This window comes from Pseudomonas sp. TE12508, from assembly GCF_056279485.1.
This window is the reverse complement of the sequence record NZ_JBWCCN010000009.1, coordinates 172,588-191,403: the sequence shown is the minus strand read 5'-3', so window position 1 is coordinate 191,403 and position 18,816 is coordinate 172,588. Positions and strand designations below refer to the sequence as shown.

The 18,816-nt window shown below is 60.8% G+C and carries 16 protein-coding genes and 1 pseudogene; 7 read left to right on the top strand and 10 right to left on the bottom strand.

The features are described 5' to 3' along the window. Positions 1 to 111: 111 nt before the first annotated feature. Positions 112 to 1,134: a protease SohB gene (gene sohB, locus ACZ9IM_RS14835; RefSeq protein WP_427623163.1), complete on the bottom strand. Its 1,023-nt coding sequence runs from the start codon at positions 1,132 to 1,134 to the stop codon at positions 112 to 114. 202 nt (positions 1,135 to 1,336) lie between these two features. Between sohB and ACZ9IM_RS14830 the strand changes: the two genes are divergently transcribed. From ACZ9IM_RS14830 to ACZ9IM_RS14805, 6 genes are all read left to right on the top strand, one after another. Next, positions 1,337 to 2,047 carry a histidine phosphatase family protein gene (locus tag ACZ9IM_RS14830; RefSeq protein WP_427623162.1) on the top strand — a complete coding sequence of 237 codons (711 nt, stop codon included), beginning with the start codon at positions 1,337 to 1,339 and terminating at the stop codon, positions 2,045 to 2,047. 64 nt (positions 2,048 to 2,111) lie between these two features. Further along, a complete protein-coding gene (locus ACZ9IM_RS14825) occupies positions 2,112 to 2,426 on the top strand; it encodes an SCP2 sterol-binding domain-containing protein (protein ID WP_123356684.1) in 315 nt (104 codons plus the stop codon). 303 nt (positions 2,427 to 2,729) lie between these two features. Then, positions 2,730 to 4,577, top strand: a complete 1,848-nt coding sequence (locus ACZ9IM_RS14820; protein WP_032830046.1) for an amidohydrolase — start codon at positions 2,730 to 2,732, stop codon at positions 4,575 to 4,577. A 178-nt stretch (positions 4,578 to 4,755) separates the two neighbouring features. Continuing rightward, on the top strand, positions 4,756 to 5,619 hold the full coding sequence (locus tag ACZ9IM_RS14815; protein WP_008066951.1) for a LysR family transcriptional regulator: 864 nt from the start codon (positions 4,756 to 4,758) through the stop codon (positions 5,617 to 5,619). Between the two features lie 110 nt (positions 5,620 to 5,729). After that, positions 5,730 to 6,872, top strand: a complete 1,143-nt coding sequence (locus ACZ9IM_RS14810; RefSeq protein WP_476224317.1) for an SRPBCC family protein — start codon at positions 5,730 to 5,732, stop codon at positions 6,870 to 6,872. Then, complete coding sequence (locus ACZ9IM_RS14805) at positions 6,869 to 7,957, top strand: SMP-30/gluconolactonase/LRE family protein (RefSeq protein WP_476224316.1); 1,089 nt, start codon at positions 6,869 to 6,871, stop codon at positions 7,955 to 7,957. Before ACZ9IM_RS14810 ends, ACZ9IM_RS14805 begins: the two co-directional genes overlap by 4 nt. A gap of 119 nt (positions 7,958 to 8,076) precedes the next feature. Here ACZ9IM_RS14805 and ACZ9IM_RS14800 read toward each other — a convergent pair whose 3' ends face one another. Next, positions 8,077 to 8,337 carry a hypothetical protein gene (locus tag ACZ9IM_RS14800; RefSeq protein WP_427623159.1) on the bottom strand — a complete coding sequence of 87 codons (261 nt, stop codon included), beginning with the start codon at positions 8,335 to 8,337 and terminating at the stop codon, positions 8,077 to 8,079. Positions 8,338 to 8,447: 110 nt separating this feature from the next. Continuing rightward, positions 8,448 to 8,690: a hypothetical protein gene (locus ACZ9IM_RS14795; protein ID WP_401171279.1), complete on the bottom strand. Its 243-nt coding sequence runs from the start codon at positions 8,688 to 8,690 to the stop codon at positions 8,448 to 8,450. A 218-nt stretch (positions 8,691 to 8,908) separates the two neighbouring features. Here ACZ9IM_RS14795 and ACZ9IM_RS14790 point away from each other — a divergent pair, with 218 nt between their 5' ends. Next, entirely contained in the window at positions 8,909 to 9,430 is a 522-nt protein-coding gene (locus tag ACZ9IM_RS14790; RefSeq protein WP_427623158.1) for a DUF4142 domain-containing protein, read from the top strand. A 183-nt stretch (positions 9,431 to 9,613) separates the two neighbouring features. Here the strand turns inward: ACZ9IM_RS14790 and ACZ9IM_RS14785 are convergent, their stop codons facing one another. The 7 genes and pseudogenes from ACZ9IM_RS14785 to ACZ9IM_RS14755 form a co-directional block, all read right to left on the bottom strand. After that, positions 9,614 to 11,725: a hybrid sensor histidine kinase/response regulator gene (locus tag ACZ9IM_RS14785; protein ID WP_427623157.1), complete on the bottom strand. Its 2,112-nt coding sequence runs from the start codon at positions 11,723 to 11,725 to the stop codon at positions 9,614 to 9,616. 131 nt (positions 11,726 to 11,856) lie between these two features. Further along, on the bottom strand, positions 11,857 to 14,955 hold the full coding sequence (locus ACZ9IM_RS14780; protein ID WP_427623156.1) for an error-prone DNA polymerase: 3,099 nt from the start codon (positions 14,953 to 14,955) through the stop codon (positions 11,857 to 11,859). Beyond that, positions 14,931 to 16,346 (bottom strand): Y-family DNA polymerase, encoded by a 1,416-nt coding sequence (locus tag ACZ9IM_RS14775; RefSeq protein WP_427623155.1) that lies wholly within the window; start codon positions 16,344 to 16,346, stop codon positions 14,931 to 14,933. Before ACZ9IM_RS14775 ends, ACZ9IM_RS14780 begins: the two co-directional genes overlap by 25 nt. 7 nt (positions 16,347 to 16,353) lie before the next feature. After that, on the bottom strand, positions 16,354 to 16,971 hold the full coding sequence (gene imuA / locus ACZ9IM_RS14770; protein WP_427623154.1) for a translesion DNA synthesis-associated protein ImuA: 618 nt from the start codon (positions 16,969 to 16,971) through the stop codon (positions 16,354 to 16,356). Beyond that, entirely contained in the window at positions 16,971 to 17,588 is a 618-nt protein-coding gene (lexA, locus tag ACZ9IM_RS14765) for a transcriptional repressor LexA (RefSeq protein WP_310659029.1), read from the bottom strand. The genes imuA and lexA overlap by 1 nt, the downstream gene beginning before the upstream one ends. A 233-nt stretch (positions 17,589 to 17,821) precedes the next feature. Continuing rightward, positions 17,822 to 17,914, bottom strand: a pseudogene (locus ACZ9IM_RS14760) (hypothetical protein); the annotation flags it as partial. After that, positions 17,915 to 18,802 (bottom strand): Dyp-type peroxidase, encoded by an 888-nt coding sequence (locus ACZ9IM_RS14755; protein WP_427623153.1) that lies wholly within the window; start codon positions 18,800 to 18,802, stop codon positions 17,915 to 17,917. Positions 18,803 to 18,816: the final 14 nt, after the last annotated feature.

Sequence of the window (18,816 nt, the reverse complement as noted above, 5' to 3'; positions counted from 1 at the left end):
GTTAGGACGTTTCGCAGAGTCCGCAGGAAAGTGAACAGTCTCAAACGCCGGACGAAAAAAAACCGCGGAAATCCGCGGTTTGATTTTTTTCCGGAGACGCCTGCCAGAGGCTTACCAGAAGCGTTGCTGAGTCAAGCGACTCCACCAGCTCAGCAATACGCGATCGACCGAACCGCTGGCCGCGATGCCGATGCGCTCCTGCAGGCTTTTGCGTTCGGCGTAATGCAAGTGGTAGAGCTCGGACTGCTTGGCGCGTTCGGCAAGGTATTCATCGCTGGTCTTGAGTTCATCCACCAGTTGCTTGTCGAGCGCCGCAATGCCCAGCCAGATTTCTCCGGTGGCCACTTCGTCGATGGCCAATTGCGGGCGATAGCGGGAAACGAAGTTCTTGAACAGCTGATGGGTGATGTCCAGGTCTTCCTGGAATTTCTCCCGGCCCTTCTCGGTGTTTTCGCCAAACACCGTCAGGGTTCGCTTGTACTCGCCAGCCGTCAGTACTTCGAAGTCGATGTCGTGTTTTTTCAACAGGCGATTGACGTTGGGCAACTGCGCCACCACGCCGATCGAGCCGAGAATCGCGAACGGCGCACTGATAATCTTCTCGCCGATGCACGCCATCATGTAGCCGCCACTGGCCGCGACCTTGTCGATGCACACGGTCAACGGCACGCCGGCTTCACGAATCCGCGCCAGTTGCGAAGACGCCAGGCCATAGCTGTGGACCATGCCGCCGCCGCTTTCCAGGCGCAGCACCACTTCATCCTTGGGCGTGGCGAGGGTCAGCAGCGCGGTGATTTCGTGGCGCAGGCTCTCAGTGGCCGACGCCCTGATGTCACCATCAAAATCCAGCACGAACACCCGTGGTTTGACCTCGGGTTTCTTCTTTTGCTTTTTATCGGATTTAGCCTGGGACTTGCGCAAGGCTTTGAGCTGATCCTTGTCGAGCAAGGTTTGCTCCAGGCGTTCGCGCAGCCCTTTGTAGAAATCATTGAGTTTGTTGACTTGCAACTGCCCGGCCGACTTGCGCCGTCCTTTGCTGCGCAACGCCGCAAAACTGGCCAGGACCACCAGAATGGCGATCACCAGAGTCACGGTCTTGGCCAGGAAAATGGCGTACTCGAACAAAAGCTCCACAGGGACTCCTTCAATCAATGCGCGGATTAAACACGCGCGGGATACCTCCAGCATACCCATCCGCCGGCCCGACGGCCAGCCGTGAAACCTCTGGCAACAGGCCTGTAACGGGCATTTCAAACAAGCGTATGTTTTTTCATTGACAGCTCACCGCCATCCTCATAACCTCGCCAAACCTTCAACGTACCGGGATGACGCGGACGTGGGCAGCATCTACTTGATTCGACATGGCCAGGCCTCCTTTGGTGCAGACGACTATGACGTCCTGTCGCCGACCGGTATTCGCCAGGCAGAACTCCTCGGTCAGCACCTGGCCGAACTCGGTGTCAGCTTCGATCGCTGCCTGTCGGGCGACCTGCGCCGCCAACAACACACCGCCAACAGTGCGCTGGAACAGTTTGCGGCCGTCGGTATGCCGGTGCCTGCCCTGGAAATCGATTCCGCTTTCAATGAATTCGATGCCGACGCAGTGATCCGCGCCCTGCTGCCGGCCATGTTGGAGGACGAGCCCCACGCGCTGGATATCCTGCGCAACGCGGCACAAAACCGTGCTGAATTCCAACGCATTTTTGCCTTGATCATCGAGCGCTGGCTTGCCGGTACCTACGACACACCGGGGCTGGAAAGCTGGCTGGGTTTCGTCGAACGCGTACAGAGCGGTCTGCATCGATTGCTCGAACAAGCCGACAATACCCAGAAAATCGCTGTGTTCACCTCCGGCGGCACTATCACTGCCCTGCTCCACCTCATTACGCAAATGCCCGCAAAGCAGGCCTTTGAGCTGAACTGGCAAATCGTCAACACCTCGCTCAACCTGCTTAAGTTTCGCGGGCGCGAGGTGGCCCTGGCTTCCTTCAACAGTCATGCACACCTGCAACTGTTGAAGGCCCCGGAACTCATCACGTTTCGCTGAGTCCGGATTATTGTGACCCTGGCTGTAATCACCCAGCTCTTATTACCCAAGAAAGGATCGAACCATGACCTCCGTAGCTGATGCCGTACAAGCAATGAAAGCCAAGTTCAACCCAGCCGCTGCTGCCGGTCTGGACCTGGTATTCGGTTTCCGCATCGACGACACCAAGAACTTCTCGCTGATCGTCAAAGACGGCACCTGCGAACTGCAAGAAGGCGAGAACCCGGACGCCCAGGTGACTCTGGTCATGGACGGCGAAACCCTGGAAGGCATCGTCGACGGTTCGACCGACGGCATGCAAGCGTTCATGGGCGGCAAACTGCGCGCTGAAGGCGACATGATGCTGGCCATGAAACTGTCCGAGCTGTTCCCGGCCTAAGCGCGCCGCTCCCGTCTTTCGGGAGCACGTCTGGCTGCAAACGAATCCCGCCCTCGTGGCGGGATTCGTCGTTTTTCGCCCTCGCAAACGGCTATCTGTGGATTTGCCGACTATATTCCTTCTGGCCGCATGCGTCAGACATCGGCTGTTGATCCCCGCTTCTTTGTGAAGAACTTTGTGGAGAGCGCTGCCATGAGCCCACCTGACGAGCACAACGACTTCAGTCGTCGCCGTGTACTGCAAGGCCTCTCGGCAGGCGCCGTCGGTGCCTGGGTCAGCCCACTATTCGCAGGGAGTAAAGCCATGCCCGATACCCCAGCCGACCTGATTTTGTACAACGGACGCCTGCACACCGTTGACCGCAAGAAACCCCAGGCCAGTGCCGTCGCGATCAAGGACGGGCGCTTCGTGGTGGTCGGCAGCGACGCCCAGGCAATGGCCCTGCAAGGCCCCGGCAGCCAAATCATCGACCTGCATGGCCGCACGGTGATTCCCGGTCTCAACGACTCTCACCTGCACTTGATCCGTGGCGGCCTGAACTACAACCTTGAGCTGCGCTGGGAAGGCGTGCCATCTCTGGCCGATGCCTTGCGCATGCTCAAGGATCAAGCCGATCGCACACCGACGCCGCAATGGGTGCGGGTGGTCGGTGGCTGGAACGAGTTCCAGTTTGCCGAGAAGCGCCTGCCGACGATTGAAGAACTGAACAAGGCAGCGCCAGACACCCCAGTGTTCGTTCTGCATCTTTATGATCGCGCCCTGCTCAATCGCGCGGCGTTGAAAGTGGTCGGCTATACCCGCGACACGCCGAACCCGCCGGGTGGTGAGATCCAGCGCGATGCCAATGGCGACCCCACCGGCATGCTGATCGCCCGACCCAACGCAATGATCCTCTACTCGACCCTGGCCAAGGGACCGAAATTACCGCTGGAGTATCAAGTCAACTCGACCCGCCAGTTCATGCGTGAACTCAATCGGCTGGGCGTCACCAGCGCCATCGATGCCGGCGGCGGTTATCAGAATTACCCGGACGATTATCAAGTCATCCAGCAACTGGCCAAAGACCAACAGCTCACGGTGCGCATTGCCTACAACCTGTTCACCCAAAAACCCAAGGAAGAGCTGACCGATTTCAAAAACTGGACCAGCACCTCCCATTACGGTCAGGGCGATGACTTCCTGCGGCACAACGGTGCTGGGGAAATGCTGGTGTTCTCGGCAGCCGATTTCGAAGACTTCCTCGAACCTCGCCCAGACTTGCCGCAAACCATGGAGCAGGAGCTGGAGCCGGTGGTGCGGCATCTGGTGGAACAGCGTTGGCCCTTCCGTCTGCATGCCACCTACAACGAATCCATCAGCCGCATGCTCGACGTGTTCGAGAAGGTCAACCGGGATATTCCGTTCGACGGTTTGCCATGGTTCTTCGATCACGCCGAAACCATCAGCCCACGGAACATTGAGCGGGTCAAAGCGCTCGGTGGCGGCATCGCGATCCAGGACCGCATGGCGTTCCAGGGCGAGTACTTTGTCGACCGTTACGGCGCGAAGGCTGCCGAAGCGACACCACCGATCGCACGCATGCTGGCCGAGGGTGTGCCGGTGGGCGCCGGCACCGATGCCACGCGAGTCTCCAGCTACAACCCCTGGACTTCCCTGTACTGGCTGGTCAGTGGCCGCACCGTCGGCGGACTGGCGCTGTACCCGCAAGGTTTGAGCCGTGATACGGCGCTGGAACTGTTCACCCACGGCAGCGCCTGGTTTTCCTCCGAACAAGGCAAGAAAGGCCAGATCAAAGTCGGGCAACTGGCGGACCTGATTGCGCTGTCGGCGGACTACTTCCACATCGAAGACGAAGCCATCAAATGGATCGAGTCGGTGCTGACCATTGTCGACGGCAAGATCGTCTACGGCAGCGTCGAGTTCGAAAAGCTGGGGCCTGCGCCTATCCCGGTAGTGCCTGAGTGGTCGCCGGTGGTGAACGTACCGGGGCATTGGAAACCACTGGCGCCACTGACGGCTCAGGTTCATCAATGCGTGGGCGCTTGCGCGGTGCATGCCCACAGCCATGAGCGGGCGCGGTTGTCGTCGGCGCCGGTCAGTGACTTCCAAGGGTTCTGGGGGGCGTTTGGCTGTTCGTGTTTTGCGTTTTGAAAAAGAGAAAAGATCGCAGCCTGCGGCAGCTCCTACAGGATTTGTGTTCGCCCGATATTTCACGGCGTGCGCGATTCCAATGTTGGAGCTGCCGAAGGCTGCGATCTTTTGATCTTGATTTCTATCCGCTGGCGGCGCCTGCTCTTACAATACCCGCACCTCCCGCATCGGCCTGCCCATGGACATCGACCTCGCCCGCACCTTTCTGGAAATCGTCCGCCACGGCAGCCTGGCCGCGGCGGCGGAAAAGCTTCACGTCACTCAGACCGCGATCACCGCCCGCGTGCAAAAGCTCGAAAGTCAGCTGGGCAGCACGCTGTTCGTGCGCAACCGCGCCGGGGCACGCCTGACGCCGAACGGTGAGGCCTTCGTGGTGTACGCCAATCAACTGGTGCAAACCTGGGAAGCGGCACGTCGTGACTTGCCGCTGCCCGAGGGCTACCGCGACGTGCTGCACATCGGTGGTGAGGTCAGTCTGTGCAACCCTTTGATGCTCAGCTGGGCCGGCGAGTTGCGCGAGAAGATTCCCAGCCATGCTCTGCGCATGGAAATCCGCGACGGCGAAAACCTGCTGCGTCAACTGGAGCTGGGGGTGCTGGATGCGGCGCTGGTCTATCAGCCCGAGTACTGGCCACGCCTGCAAGTCGAGCAGGTGCTGGAAGAAAAACTCATCCTGGTACGCCTGGCCGGCCAGCCCGAGCCTTACGTGTATATCGACTGGGGCCCGGACTTCCGTCGTCAGCACGATGCCGCACTGCCGGAAAAGGCCAAGGCAGCCCTGAGCTTCAACCTCGGACCGCTGGCCTTGCAATACATCCTGGAAAACGGCGGCAGCGGCTATTTCCGCACCCGCGTGGTCCAGAGCTACCTGGAAAGCGGCGTGCTGGAGCCAGTGCCCAAAGCTCCGGAGTTCAGCTACCCGACCTACCTGGTTTACTCCCGGGACCGCGACTCGGCGACCTTGCAACGAGCCTTCGATTTGCTGCGAGAAGTGATCAAGACGGACGACGACTGGTCCCAGCGCTGGAACCCCTTGACCTGACGCCAGGCGCCTTGCACCGGAGCATGGCGCTTGTGCCCTCAAGGTTCAGCCAGCCTCTGCGGTGGGATCGGCTAATCTGCTGGTTATAACAATAACCACAGGTGAACGCAGTGAGGCAGACCACCGAAGCATTCCGCGCGCGCTACCGTGCCGACATTCATCCGCTCTACAACCCTTGGTTGCACGGCGTGTTTGTGCTGCTGTTCGGGTTGCTGGCCATCGGCGCGTTCTGGAACACCGTGCATCAGGTACACCCCCTGGAATGGCTGGCGGTGCCGCTGACCCTGTTGTTTTTCAACTTCGGCGTCTACGTCGTGCATCGGCATCTGGGGCACCACAAAAAGCGTCTGGCGCGAATGTTCTACGCCCGTCACGCCGGTGACCATCACAGCTTTTTCACCCCCGGCCACATGACCTACGACAATGCGCGCGACTGGCGGGTGATTCTGTTTCCGGCCTGGCTGATTGTGTTGCACACCCTCGTTATCACCGCGCCCGCGTGGTGGCTGCTGGCTCAGCTCAATGGCAACGTCGCGGGGCTGTTCGGCGGTTGCATGGTCCTCGGCTACCTGGCTTATGAAGTGTTCCACGCCTGCGAACATCTACCGCCCGGCAACCCGCTGACACGTCTGCCGTGGATCCGCCAGATGCGCCGTCTGCATGAACTGCATCACCGCCGTGAACTGATGCAGGAGCGCAATTTCAATATCGTGTTTCCACTGATGGACTACCTGTTCGGCACCCTGTACTGGGAACCGGAACAAGCGCCTCCACACCTGACGAGAACGCTCACCCGCCTGCAGCATGTGATCGACATCGCTGGAAATCCGCTCGCCGTGCTCGCCTACGCCAGCACGGCGACTCGTTGGCCGGAGTGGCATCCGTCCTCCCTCAAGGTCGACGGCCAGAGCGGCCCGTTGTATGCCGGGGCGCGGTTCGAGGAAGACATTCGGGCCGGTGGGCGTGAGGGACATTTGAGTTGGGAGGTCGACGAATACTTGCCCGGTCGCCGCTGGAGCGCTCGGGCCCGGGGCGATCATGGACTGTCGCTGGTGGTGACTTACGAGTGCGAGGCTCTTGGCGACGGCACGCGGTTTGTCCGCACCCTGGAATATTGCTTTAGCGGTGTACTGATGCGCATCGCCAATCGATTGTTGCTCAAACGGCGCATTGAGCATGAATCGGCGCAATCGATGCTGGCGTTACGCGAGATGGCGCAAAAACATCTGGCCTCGACAGGAGTCACCGCGTGAAAAGAGCCTTCAGGTTGCGGCATTTACTGTTGCTGCTGATCATCGTGATTGGTGGCTTCCTGTTGTTATTACCCACCAAGGTCCAGCCGATCGCCTGGACACCGTCACCAGCGCCCTCCCTCATCGATGGCATCTACACAGACAATCAGCGCCTCAAAGGCGTGGAACGTGTCGGTGCCGCTGACATCGACGGCCCGGAAGCATTGCTTCTGGAAGAAAACATACTCATCACCGGCCTGCATGACGGCCGGTTGATTAGCACCAGCCTCGACGGCAATACCACCAGGGTGCTGGCCGATACCGGTGGCAGGCCATTGGGCCTGGCGCGCCATCCCAATGGTTTGCTGGTGATCGCCGACGGGGTCAAGGGTTTGCTATCGCTCGATGCTCAAGGCCGGTTGATTGCATTGAGCACCACGGCCAACAACGTGCCCTTCGGTTTTACCGATGACGTGGCCATCGACAAGCCCGGGCATTACGCCTATTTCAGCGATGCTTCCAGCCGTTGGGGTTATGGCAAGGATGGCGAGGCGATCATCGAGCACGGCGGCGACGGCCGATTGCTGCGTTATGACTTCCAGACCGGCAAAACGACGGTTCTGCTGGACAAACTGGAGTTCGCCAACGGAGTGACCCTGGGGCCTGATGATGCGTTTGTGCTGGTCAACGAAACCGGTGCCTATCGCATTAGCCGCTATTGGCTGACCGGGCCGAAAGCCGGAACCCACGATCTGTTCATCGACAATTTGCCAGGGCTGCCGGACAACCTCGCATTCAATGGTCGCGACCGCTTCTGGGTAGCGTTGTATGCACCGCGCAATGCGCTGCTCGACGCCACGGCGCCCTACCCTCTGGTACGCAAAATGATCGTGCGCGCGCTGACGGTCCTGCCCAAACCGGTGGAGAAACGCGCCTTCGCCCTCGGCCTGGACCTCGACGGTAAAGTGATTGCCAATCTGCAGGACGCCAGCAGCGGCAACTACTCCCCCATCACCACCGTGCGCGAGTATGGGGACTGGTTGTATCTGGGATCGCTGAAAGCGCGGCACATGGCGCGGTTGCCGTTGAGTACGGCATTGAAATAGGCGTTGCCGCGAAAAGATCGCAGCCTTCGGCAGCTCCTACGGGTGCGGGTGCATCCGCAAAATCACGGTGCGCACGGTCAACTGTGAGCTGCCGAAGGCTGCGATCTTTTGATCTTGAATCAACGCGAATCCATTTCACCATCGCGTACCGAATTGTCTGTCTCTTCGCGCACTCGCTCCGGGTCGATGTCAGTGACGTCATCCTGTTCCAGAGGCGTTATGTCCTCATTGTCCGGCAATTCATCGATGCCCGGTTCATCCTCGGGGTTGACGGTGGTGCGTCCCGGGCTCAGGGGTTCGGGATGCGTCGGGATCGGGTCATAGCCACCCTGTTCTTCGCTGGGATACTTTTCTTTATGGGGAAAGGCTGAATGGGGCATGGGGCACCTCGCATGGAGCCGTAATGTCTGGCTCTGATCGTTCGAGGTGCCGGTATTTATCCCCGTTCCAATTTTTCAGTCACCGGTCGTCGGTGGCTTGGTACTGAGTGTCAGGACGGCGTCTGGAGTCGTTCAACTATCTTGTTCTTGACCTGCACGCGCTTCTCTTTGAGCCTCTTCAGTGCGTCATCGCTGGGCGCATCCGATTGTGCGGACTCGGCCTTCAACACCTCCGCGTCTGCCTGAGAATATTTGTTTATCAGTGAATCCAGTAACGGATCCTTGGTGCGTTTTTGCTGGATCTCTTCCTTTGAAAGTTTCAGATCCTGATACAGATCATGAGTCACCGGCATGGAACACCTCCGTTTGTTAATCGGTAGCAAACGCGATCGATTGCGCTCACCAGCTATCAGAATGGCCTTGCTTACCGTGTTCTGTCGACCGTCTATCAGACCAGCGGTGTCCGTTCGTCGTCCTGTCGCAAACGCGATAAAACCTTTGCCCGAGCGCCCGCCTCCATTGAATAACGATCACCCGGATCGTCCATAAAAACTTGTGTGGAGAATGATCAATGGACGGCTTCAATCTGCGTCACCTCGCCCTGGCCGTTGCCTTGAGCACCAGCATGGGCACAGCTTTTGCCGCCGATTCCAACGACTTCGTCGATGACGCGGTCGCTGGCGGCATCGCGGAAGTCGAGACCAGCAAACTGGCCCTGGAAAAAAGCTCATCGGCCGACATCAAGGCGTTCGCCAACATGATGGTCACCGATCATTCCAAAGCCAATGAAGAACTGTCGACACTGGCGAAAAAGCATGACCTCGAAGTGCCGGACACGACGACGATAGTTAAACAGGCCAAGGAAAAAATTCTCGACCTGCGCGATGAATCCTTCGACACAGCCTATGCCAACAATCAGGTGAAGGCTCATGAAGAAGCCATTGAACGGTTCAAGAAAGAAGCCAATACGGTGACGGACGACAAGACCAAAGGCGCCACCGACCTCAAGGCCTTTGCACAAAAAATGCTGCCGGCGCTGGAAAAACATCTGGATATGGCGAAAAAACTCCAGGCGGCTCATCCCGACAAATAACCCTGCGCGCTGATGACAGTCAGTCAGGGTGCGGAATGAGCGGGCTGTGGCGAGGGGGCTTGCCCCCGTTGGGCCGCGCAGCGGACCCAGGACTTGCGAGCGCCGCGCACTCGAACGGGGGCAAGCCCCCTCGCCACACAAGCCCGCTCCCACATGGATTGCGCAGTCAATGCAAATCCAGACTCATCCACCCAGCACGCTGCGGATCATGCTCAACAGCGCTTCAGGGCCATAAGGTTTGCTCAGCAGATAAGTGTCGGGGCTGAGTTGGTGATTGCGCGAAATAATGTCCCAGGTGTGGCCGGAGGTAAACAGCACCGCCACCGGAGGATTCTGCACCTTGGCCCAGGCGGCCAGGTCCGCGCTTTTGATCAGACCGGGCATAACCACATCGGTGAAGATCAGATCCACTGCCACGCCATCGAGCAACATCTGCATGGCCAGGTCACCGTTGGCCGCGGTCAGAACCTGATAGCCCTCTTCACGCAACAAGTCGACCGCCGAGCCACGCACCGCTTCGTTGTCCTCGACCACCAGAATGGTTTCGTGCCCGCCACGGTGCTGCGGATCATGGCGTGTTGTTTCACCGGGCAACGGGCGCAAGCTGCGCGGGAAATACAGCTGCACCCGAGTGCCCTGCCCGACGACACTGGAAATCTCGATATGCCCATCGCTCTGTTTGACGAAACCGAACACCATGCTTAAACCCAGGCCGGTGCCCTGGCCGTCGGCCTTGGTGGTGAAAAACGGTTCGAAGGCCTGTGCGAGCACTTGAGGCGACATGCCGACACCCGTATCAGCCACCGCGACGCAAACATAGTCGCCCGCGACGATGCCCTTGCCTGCGCAAAATTTGCGGTCGAGGACAATGTTCTCGGCGCTCAGGGCAATGGTCCCCTCGCCGCTCAAGGCGTCTCGAGCGTTGATCGCAAGGTTGAGAATGGCGTTTTCCAGTTGATTGCGGTCCACGTAGAGATGCCATGGATCGTCAGGCGCCGTCACCTTGATCTGGATAGTTTCCCCCAGCGCCCGCTGCAACAATTCCCCCAGGCCTTCGAAGATCTGCCGTGGATCGCAGACCGCCGGCGACAAAGGCTGACGACGGGCGAATGCGAGCAATTGCGACGACAATTTGGCACCGCGCTCGACCGCGGCAATCGACGCACTGACCCGGCGTTGCACATTGGCGTTGTCCGGCTCGTGACGCGCCAGCAAATGCAGGTTGCCGGCGATCACCTGCAACAGGTTGTTGAAGTCATGGGCCACGCCGCCGGTGAGACCACCGATGGCTTCGAGTTTCTGTGACTGGCGCAACTGCTCTTCGGCCGCCAGCCGCGCTTCGACTTCGTCGGCGACTCGCTGCTCCAGGTTGCGGGTGAATTTGAGCAAGGATTCTTCGGCGGTCTTGCGTTCGTGGATGTCGATCAACACCCCGGGAAAGCGGAACGCCTCGCCTTTTTCATCGAACTCGCAACACCCGCTGGCCAGCACCCACAGGTAACTGCCATCGGGCCGCAGCACCCGGTATTCGGCGTTATAGGGTATGCCGGTTTCCACCGACTGATTGAGCCGCTCCTGAACCCAGCTGCGGTCGTCGGGATGAATCTGCATTTCGGCGATGAGCGGTGGCAGATTGGCCAGGTCCTGATCGGGCGGATAGGAAAACGTGCGGGCGAAGCGTTCGTCGGCAGACAGCACATTAGCCTTGATGTCCCAGACGAACGAGCCGAGCAAAGCCCCGGCATTAAGCGCCAGGCGAACTCTTTCGTTGTCGGCGCGATAAGCGCTTTCGGCTTCCTGGCGGCGGCGCTCGGAAATCACATGATCAGTGGTGTCGACCACCATTGCCATGACCCCGGCGGGGTGCCCGTCATCATCGGCGACGGGGCTGTAGTAAAGATCCATCCAGACGTCTTCGGGTACGCCATCACGCAACAGCACCAGGGCTTTGTTGTGATAGGACAAGGTGCCGCCCGCAAGGCAGGTGTCCACCACATGCCGATTGAATTCGGCGACCTCTGGCCAGCCCAACTCCACCGGCGAACCCAGCAGGTAAGGATGGCGCCCACCGGCAAATCTCGAGTAGGCATCGTTATAGATCATGTAACCGGGCCGGCCCCACAGCATCACCATCGGCAGGGGTGAGGCGAGCAATAATTGCACCGCGCTGCACAGGCTCCCGGGCCAGGTATCGATGCTCCCGAGCTCGGTCAGGCTCCAGTCGAACGCGCGAATGCGTCCGGCCATTTCGCCGCTCCAGCCGGTACATCCGTGGCTATTGTCTAGAAACTGCATCGACTGGCCTATGTCCTGTGGATGACATGTTTTCAGGCAGTGCAACGGCGTGAGGAGACGGTGCGTGCCCGTTTGTTTCGAGCACCGCCGGCGCCAATGGTTTCATTGAGGTATAGCTGAATGTCGCCGGTTCAACGGAAATCCCGGCTGCGCACATGGATACCGTCGAGCAATGAACTCAGGTCGCTCAAGCGCCCGGCAATCAGATGCCGCACCTCGCCTTCCTTTTCCCAGCGCCCATCGACCTTGAGCAATTGCGAGCCGACCAGTACCTGCCGTTGCCGTTCAGCCAGGTCGCGCCAGACCACCACGTTGACGTTGCCGAACTCGTCTTCAAGCGTCACGAAGGTCACGCCGCTGGCGGTGCCCGGGCGTTGCCGACCGGTCACCAACCCGGCGACGCTGACCGGTCGGCCGTGCTCGACATCCATAAGTTCTTTCGAACTGCGGCAACGCCGGGCTTTCAATTCACCCCGCAGCAATGCCAGCGGATGCGGGCCGAGGGTGGTGCCGACACTGTTGTAGTCGGCTTGCAGGTCCTCGCCCACGGTGGGTTTGGGCAGAGACACCGTCGGCTCTTCCTGGCTCGGCAAACCGGCAAACAAGCCGAGCTGCTTCTGCACCCCCGCCACTTCCCAGCGCGCCCGATGCCGGTCACCGGCCAGCCCGCGCAATGCACCGGCATCGGCCAGTTGTTCCTGAGCGCGGGCATCAAGTCGTGCCCGTTCACCTAGGTCGGCGATGTCGGCAAACGCCCCTTTTGACCGTGCGTTTTCAATACGCCTGGCATCGTCCTCGCGAAAGCCTTTGATCATCCGCAACCCCATGCGAATGGCCGGCTGCGCGCCGGTGATCGGTTCCAGGCTGCAATCCCAGTCACTGGCCCGCACGTCCACCGGACGAATCTGCAAATCATGTCGGCGGGCGTCTTGGAGAATCTGGTCCGGGCTGTAGAAACCCATGGGCCAGCTGTTGATCAGCGCACAGGCGAAGGCTGCCGGCTCGTGGCATTTCAACCAGCAACTGGCATAGGTCAGCAAGGCGAAACTGGCGGCGTGGGATTCGGGAAAGCCGTAATTGCCAAAGCCTTTGATCTGCTCGAAGATCTGCGCGGCGAATTCCGCCGTGTAGCCGTTTTTCTTCATCCCGTCCGCCAGGCGTTCCTTGTGCGGTTCCAGTCCGCCGTGGCGTTTCCAGGCGGCCATGGAGCGGCGCAATTGATCGGCCTCGCCGGGGCTGTAGTCGGCGGCGACAATCGCGATCTGCATCACCTGTTCCTGGAACAGCGGCACGCCCAACGTACGCTCCAGCACCGCTTCGAGTTCTTTCGATGGGTAGATCACCTCTTCTTCGCCCTTACGCCGCCGCAGATAGGGATGCACCATCCCGCCCTGAATCGGCCCCGGACGAACGATTGCCACCTCAATCACCAGGTCATAGAAGGTCGTGGGCTTGAGCCTTGGCAGCATCGACATCTGAGCCCGGGATTCAATCTGGAACACCCCGATGGTATCGGCACGTCCGATCATCTCGTAGGTTTGCGGGTCTTCGGCCGGCACCGTTGCCAGACTCAGGTCCCGGCCACGGTGCCGACGCAGCAGATCGAAACAACGGCGAATCGCGCTGAGCATGCCCAGCGCCAGAATATCGACCTTGAGCAGCCCGACCGCATCCAGATCGTCCTTGTCCCACTGGATGATGGTGCGCTCGGCCATGGCGGCGTTTTCCACCGGCACCAGGCTGTCCAGGGGCTGCTCGGAAATCACGAAACCGCCAGGGTGCTGGGACAGGTGCCGGGGGAAACCGATCAACTGCCCCGTCAGGCTCAACACCCGGCGCAACACCGGGCTATCGGGATCAAAACCGCCTTCACGCAGGCGCTCGACGGGAGGCACCTGATCACTCCAGTGGCCGCAGCAGTCGGCCAGGGCGTTGACCTGATCCGGCGGCAAACCCAGTGCCTTGGCCACGTCGCGGACTGCGCCGGCACCGTGGTAAGTGCTGACCACCGCCGTCAGCGCCGCACGGGTCCGACCATAACGCTGAAACACGTATTGCAGGACTTCTTCACGCCGCTCGTGCTCGAAATCGACGTCAATGTCTGGCGGCTCGTTGCGCTCTTTGGAGAGAAAACGCTCGAACAGCAGCGTGCTCCGCTCCGGGTCGATCTCCGTGATCCCCAGCACATAGCACACCGCCGAGTTGGCGGCAGAACCGCGCCCCTGACAGAGAATGTGTTGCTTGCGGGCGAAATTCACAATGTCGTGAACCGTCAGGAAATAACTTTCGTACCCCAACTCGGCAATCAGTTGCAGCTCCTTGTCGATCTGCGCCAACACCTCGGCTTTAGGGCCTTTTTCCCAGCGCCACCGAACACCCTTTTCAACCAGCTCCCGCAGCCAGGACGTAGCCGAGTGACCGTCGGGCACCAGCTCCCGGGGATATTGATAACGCAACTGACCGAGGTCGAACGTGCAGCGCCGGGCGATGTTCAGCGTTTCGTCGAGCAGTGCCCGCGGATAGAGTTCGCGCAAGGCGTCGAGGCTGCGCAAATGCCGTTCGCCGTTAGGGTGCAGACGCAACCCGGCCTCGGCCACCGGCAAGTGATGACGAATCGCGGTCATGGTGTCCTGCAAGGCACGCCGGCCGCGGGCGTGCATGTGCACATCGCCGCTGGCCACCGCCGGGATCCGCAGTTCCCGCGCCAGGGTCAGCAGCGCCGCCAGTCGCCGGGTGTCGTCCTGCCCGCGATGTAACTGAACGCTCAGCCACAGGCGCTCGGCAAAGGTCTGCTTCAGCCAGCGGCCCTGCTCAACGTCATCGACGGCGTCCGGCACCCACAACACCAACAGCCCCGGCAACGGCTCGCCGAAATCCTCCCGCAGCACCTGATACTGGCCTTTCTGCGTACGGCGTCTGGCGCGGGTAATCAGTCGGCACAGGGCTTGGTAACCCTCGAGGCTTTCCACCAGCAGCACCAGTTTCGGTCCGTCTTCGATGCGTATTTCACTGCCGATGATCAGCGGCAATTCCACGGCCTTGGCCGCCTGCCAGGCGCGGACGATACCCGCCAAGGTACATTCGTCGGTAATCGCCAGCGCCTGATAGCCCTGCTTTTTCGCCCGTTGAAAAAGCTCAAGCGCACTGGAGGCACCGCGCTGGAAACTGAAGTTCGACAGGCAGTGCAGTTCGGCATAGTCGACACTCATGCGAACCAGCCTTGCAGCCACAACGGACCGCCTTCGCCCACCGCCCGATAGGCCCAGCCCTGCTGGCCGGAACGGGTTTCGATCAGGTAATAATCGCGGCGCACGTCGTCGCCGTCCCACCAGCCCGACTCGATGCGTTCCGGCCCCATGAGGATGCGCGTCGAACCTTCGTGTACTGCCTGCGGCTCCGTCAGCAACCAGCCCGGACGTTGCACGGCAGGCAATGCCTCACAGGTCTGGCTGTTGACACTGGTCTGCCACGCGCATTCGGGCCGGTGATCGGCCTGGAACCGCAAGCCTTGCACCGCGTCATCTCCCAATCGCGCGCGCAAGCGTTCGCGCAATTGTTCCCACGGCAAGGATTGCTGCGGACGATCGTCGAATAACTCCTGGTACTGGGGCACAAAGGTCGGCAAGTCTTCAGCGCTCAGACGAAAACCGCGCACCGGCGCCTCGACCTGAACCTGCTCCAGCCTCCCCCGGGCCAGTTCGAACAGCATCGCCGGATCGCGCTCGGCGCTGAGCAGGCCGACCTTGATCAGCGTGTCTGGCAACCCGGCGTGCTCCAGGTGCAGGTCAAAACGCTGCACACCGCTGTCGCGTCCGCAGAGGAACGCCGCCAGATCGCCGGTCAGCCTGCGCAATGGAAACAGCAATGCCTGATGGGATTGCACATCGAAGTTGAGCTCGATGCGCACATCGAAACGGTCCGGCGGCAGGTAAAACGCCAGCGCCAGCTGTCGTAAACCGAACAGGGTGTCCAGATGCTTGAGCACCTGGGCTTCGAAACGCCGGGCCAGGCTATGCCGTGGCAGCGCCTGCACCTGACTCAAGGTGCGCAGCCCCATGCGCGACAGTGCCGTGGCAACACTTGGCTCCAGGGCGATCCGGTCGACGGGCAACTGCCCGAGATGGTGCTGCAAAGCATCATTGTCCGGCACCACCAGACCGTCATAAACATTGGCCAGCACCCGCGCCGCCACCGGGTTGGGCGCGGCGACAATCCGGTGACGAAACCCCAGTTCGCCAAGTTCCGCCCGCAACCGCGCCTCGAACTGCGGCCAAGGCCCGAACAAGCCCAGGCTGGATTCGATTTCAAACACCACGGCGCGCGGATAATGCACGCTGACCTGAGAGCTGAACCGATAGGCCCAGGCAGCCAGGAACTGCTGCCAGTGCTCGATCTCCGCGGCGTCGTATTCGGCGGTGACAAACCCTTTGCTCAGGGCCTGAGCGGCGGTCATCGACTGGCCGGGACGCAAGCCCAGCGCCCGCGCCGAACCGTTGACCGCTTGCAGCACCCGACGCTGGGCTGGGCCGGTCAGCAGCGCCAGCGGCTCATCGGGGTCGGGGCGCTGACGCAGTACCGCGTCCAGCGCCAATTGCGGGAAGAGAATGCAAACCCAGCGCATGGCAACCTCAATGCCCGATGGCAAAGGCAATCGGCGCCGAACGGGCCAGCCCGCCCCGGCACTTGAGCACTCGCAATTGCGCAGGTTTGGCGTCGATGGCGATGCGCAGGGCCGCTGGCGACGGGTTGATGGCCTCACTGATCGAGCGGTAGGCGAACGCTAGGGTCTGACCGGTTTCCGCCGCCACCTGCAAACGTCGCAATGCCCGATCGTCGGCTTTGTGCGGCCAGCACAACACCGCCCCGCAACTGCCCGAACGCAGGCATTGTTCCGCCGCCCACAGCGCATCGCGCTCGCTGGCCTGGATGATCGACAGTTGCCGCAGATCGACCCCGGCGTTCTGCCAGGCCTGGGGATACGGCACGTAAGGCGGCGCCACCAGCACGATGCGCTCACCTGCCGCCGACAGCCGCGCCAGCGCTGGCCACACCAGTTGCAACTCACCCACGCCCTGCCCGGCCAGCAGGATTTCAGTCAGCGCCGCCTCCGGCCAACCACCTGTGGGCAATGCCGCATCCAGCGCGGCATGCCCCGTGGGTTGCGGGCTGACGGCCGGTGGCGCAGGCCGGCCCTTCCAGACCTGGCCGCCATTGAACAGCGTATCCAACGCAACGACGGCGCCCATTACCCTTGCCTCACCAGACCGCAGAACACGCCTTCGATGGCCAGATCCTGATCGGCTCGAACAATGATCGGCTTGTAAGCCGGATTGCGCGGTAACAGGCGAACAGAATCGCCGACCCGCTCGAAACGCTTGATGGTGACTTCGCCGTCGAGCCGCGCCACGACGATCTGGCCGTTGACCGCTTCGGGATTGCGCCGCACGCCCACCAGATCGCCGTCGAGAATACCGTCCTCGATCATCGAATCGCCCTGCACCCGCAGCATGTAATCCGGTAGCCGCGAGAAGATCGACGGATCAAGCAGCAAACGGCTGTGGACTTCGGCATCGGCACCGATCGGCGCACCGGCCGCCACTCGACCGAGTACCGGAACGTCCAGCAGCTCGGGCCGCGGCGGTTGATTCAACAGCCGAATGCCGCGCGCCTGATGCGGATTAACCTCGATGAAACCGGCCTCGGTCAGCGCCAGCACATGCTTGCGCGCCACGCTGCGGGAGGCGAAGCCAAAGGCCTCGCTGATCTCAGCGAGGCTCGGGGGCTGACCGTGTTCGGCGATTCGATCGCGGATGAAGGTCAGGATGGCGGTACGGCGGGGAGTTAAAGTCGTCATGGAGTACATTTGTACTCTTTTGGGCTTTTCCTGACAAGGACTTGTAGGAGCTGTGTAGGAGCTGTGTAGGAGCTGTGTAGGAGCTGTGTAGGAGCTGTCGAGTGAAACGAGGCTGCGATCTTTTGATCTTGCTCTTTAAAAACAACATCAAAAGATCGCAGCCTCGTTTCACTCGTCAGCTCCTACAGGTTTCAGGTGAGTCCTGAGAGGTAGGGCCACGGGTAGATGCCGCGTTCGTGTCTGCGAGTGGCGCGCAGACGGACTTGCCAGTAATCGTCGCTCAAGGCTTCAACCAAGGCAGAACCAGCATCGGCGTGTCCGACTTTACCCGAGGTTTAGCCGACACGCAGTGCGCGCAGGTCAAGGCGACCGTCCTTGAGCGGTGGGCACCAGTAGTAACCGCCGGTGATCGGTCGGCTGATGCGATACAGGCCGTCGGTAATGCCGTCTTCCAGACCGCTCATGCGCCGCAACTGGGATTCGAAGGCATCGAGGGAAAAACCGAAGGCCAGGAACATCAGGCCGGCATGCTCGCCTTCGATCCACGGCATCGAGCGACGGACCACGAAGGCTTCAGGTGTGAAGCTTTCCTGGGCGGTGCGCTTGACGTGGGCAGAGATCGGCGCGTCATCGAGTTCTTCGTTGTCGCTCAGGCGACGGCCCATGATGTTGTCTTTCTCATGGGGCGGCAACGCGTGGAAACCTTTCAAATCATGCTGCCACTGCTGGATCGCGGCGAAGCTGCCACCGACCAGACCGTCCGCGCCGTCGCTCAACAATGCAGCGGCGACAGCGGCTTCATCGTGAGGGTTTTCGGTGCCGTCTTCGTAACCGGTCAGGTCGTGCCCGGTCATGTGGCGGAAGGTTTCGATCATCTGCACCAGACGCAGGGCCGGTGCCAGCGCGGCTTCGAGCGCACGGCTGCGATTGAGCAGTTCGCCACGGTCAACACCGTGCAGCCAGCACCAGAGCGCGTGTTGGGTCGAGGGGTTGTCGACACCGACACCGACCAGCGCAGGAAAGGCGCGCAGCCCGTCGATCTGCGCGTGCAGCGCCTTGACCAGGGATTCACCGAAACCGACTACAGCCGACTTGCCGTCCACCAGGCGCATCAGGTTATCCAGCGCAGCCGGCAGTGCCTCGGCGGATTCAAGGGCGAAGAACATATGACGAGCTTGAGGCGGAACAGGGGTGGCGAGAATGCCCGGCTGGTAATAACTCATATGAACTCCTTTGA

What these genes read in the sequence shown, in the direction of transcription:
- ACZ9IM_RS14825 (WP_123356684.1), top strand. Translation starts at nt 2,112, where the DNA reads ATGACCTCCGTAGCTGATGCCGTACAAGCAATGAAAGCCAAGTTCAAC.
- ACZ9IM_RS14820 (WP_032830046.1), top strand. Translation starts at nt 2,730, where the DNA reads ATGCCCGATACCCCAGCCGACCTGATTTTGTACAACGGACGCCTGCAC.
- ACZ9IM_RS14815 (WP_008066951.1), top strand. Translation starts at nt 4,756, where the DNA reads ATGGACATCGACCTCGCCCGCACCTTTCTGGAAATCGTCCGCCACGGC.
- ACZ9IM_RS14800 (WP_427623159.1), bottom strand. Translation starts at nt 8,337, where the DNA reads ATGCCCCATTCAGCCTTTCCCCATAAAGAAAAGTATCCCAGCGAAGAA.
- ACZ9IM_RS14795 (WP_401171279.1), bottom strand. Translation starts at nt 8,690, where the DNA reads ATGCCGGTGACTCATGATCTGTATCAGGATCTGAAACTTTCAAAGGAA.
- ACZ9IM_RS14790 (WP_427623158.1), top strand. Translation starts at nt 8,909, where the DNA reads ATGGACGGCTTCAATCTGCGTCACCTCGCCCTGGCCGTTGCCTTGAGC.
- ACZ9IM_RS14785 (WP_427623157.1), bottom strand. Translation starts at nt 11,725, where the DNA reads ATGCAGTTTCTAGACAATAGCCACGGATGTACCGGCTGGAGCGGCGAA.
- ACZ9IM_RS14775 (WP_427623155.1), bottom strand. Translation starts at nt 16,346, where the DNA reads ATGCGCTGGGTTTGCATTCTCTTCCCGCAATTGGCGCTGGACGCGGTA.
- imuA (WP_427623154.1), bottom strand. Translation starts at nt 16,971, where the DNA reads ATGGGCGCCGTCGTTGCGTTGGATACGCTGTTCAATGGCGGCCAGGTC.
- lexA (WP_310659029.1), bottom strand. Translation starts at nt 17,588, where the DNA reads ATGTACTCCATGACGACTTTAACTCCCCGCCGTACCGCCATCCTGACC.
- ACZ9IM_RS14755 (WP_427623153.1), bottom strand. Translation starts at nt 18,802, where the DNA reads ATGAGTTATTACCAGCCGGGCATTCTCGCCACCCCTGTTCCGCCTCAA.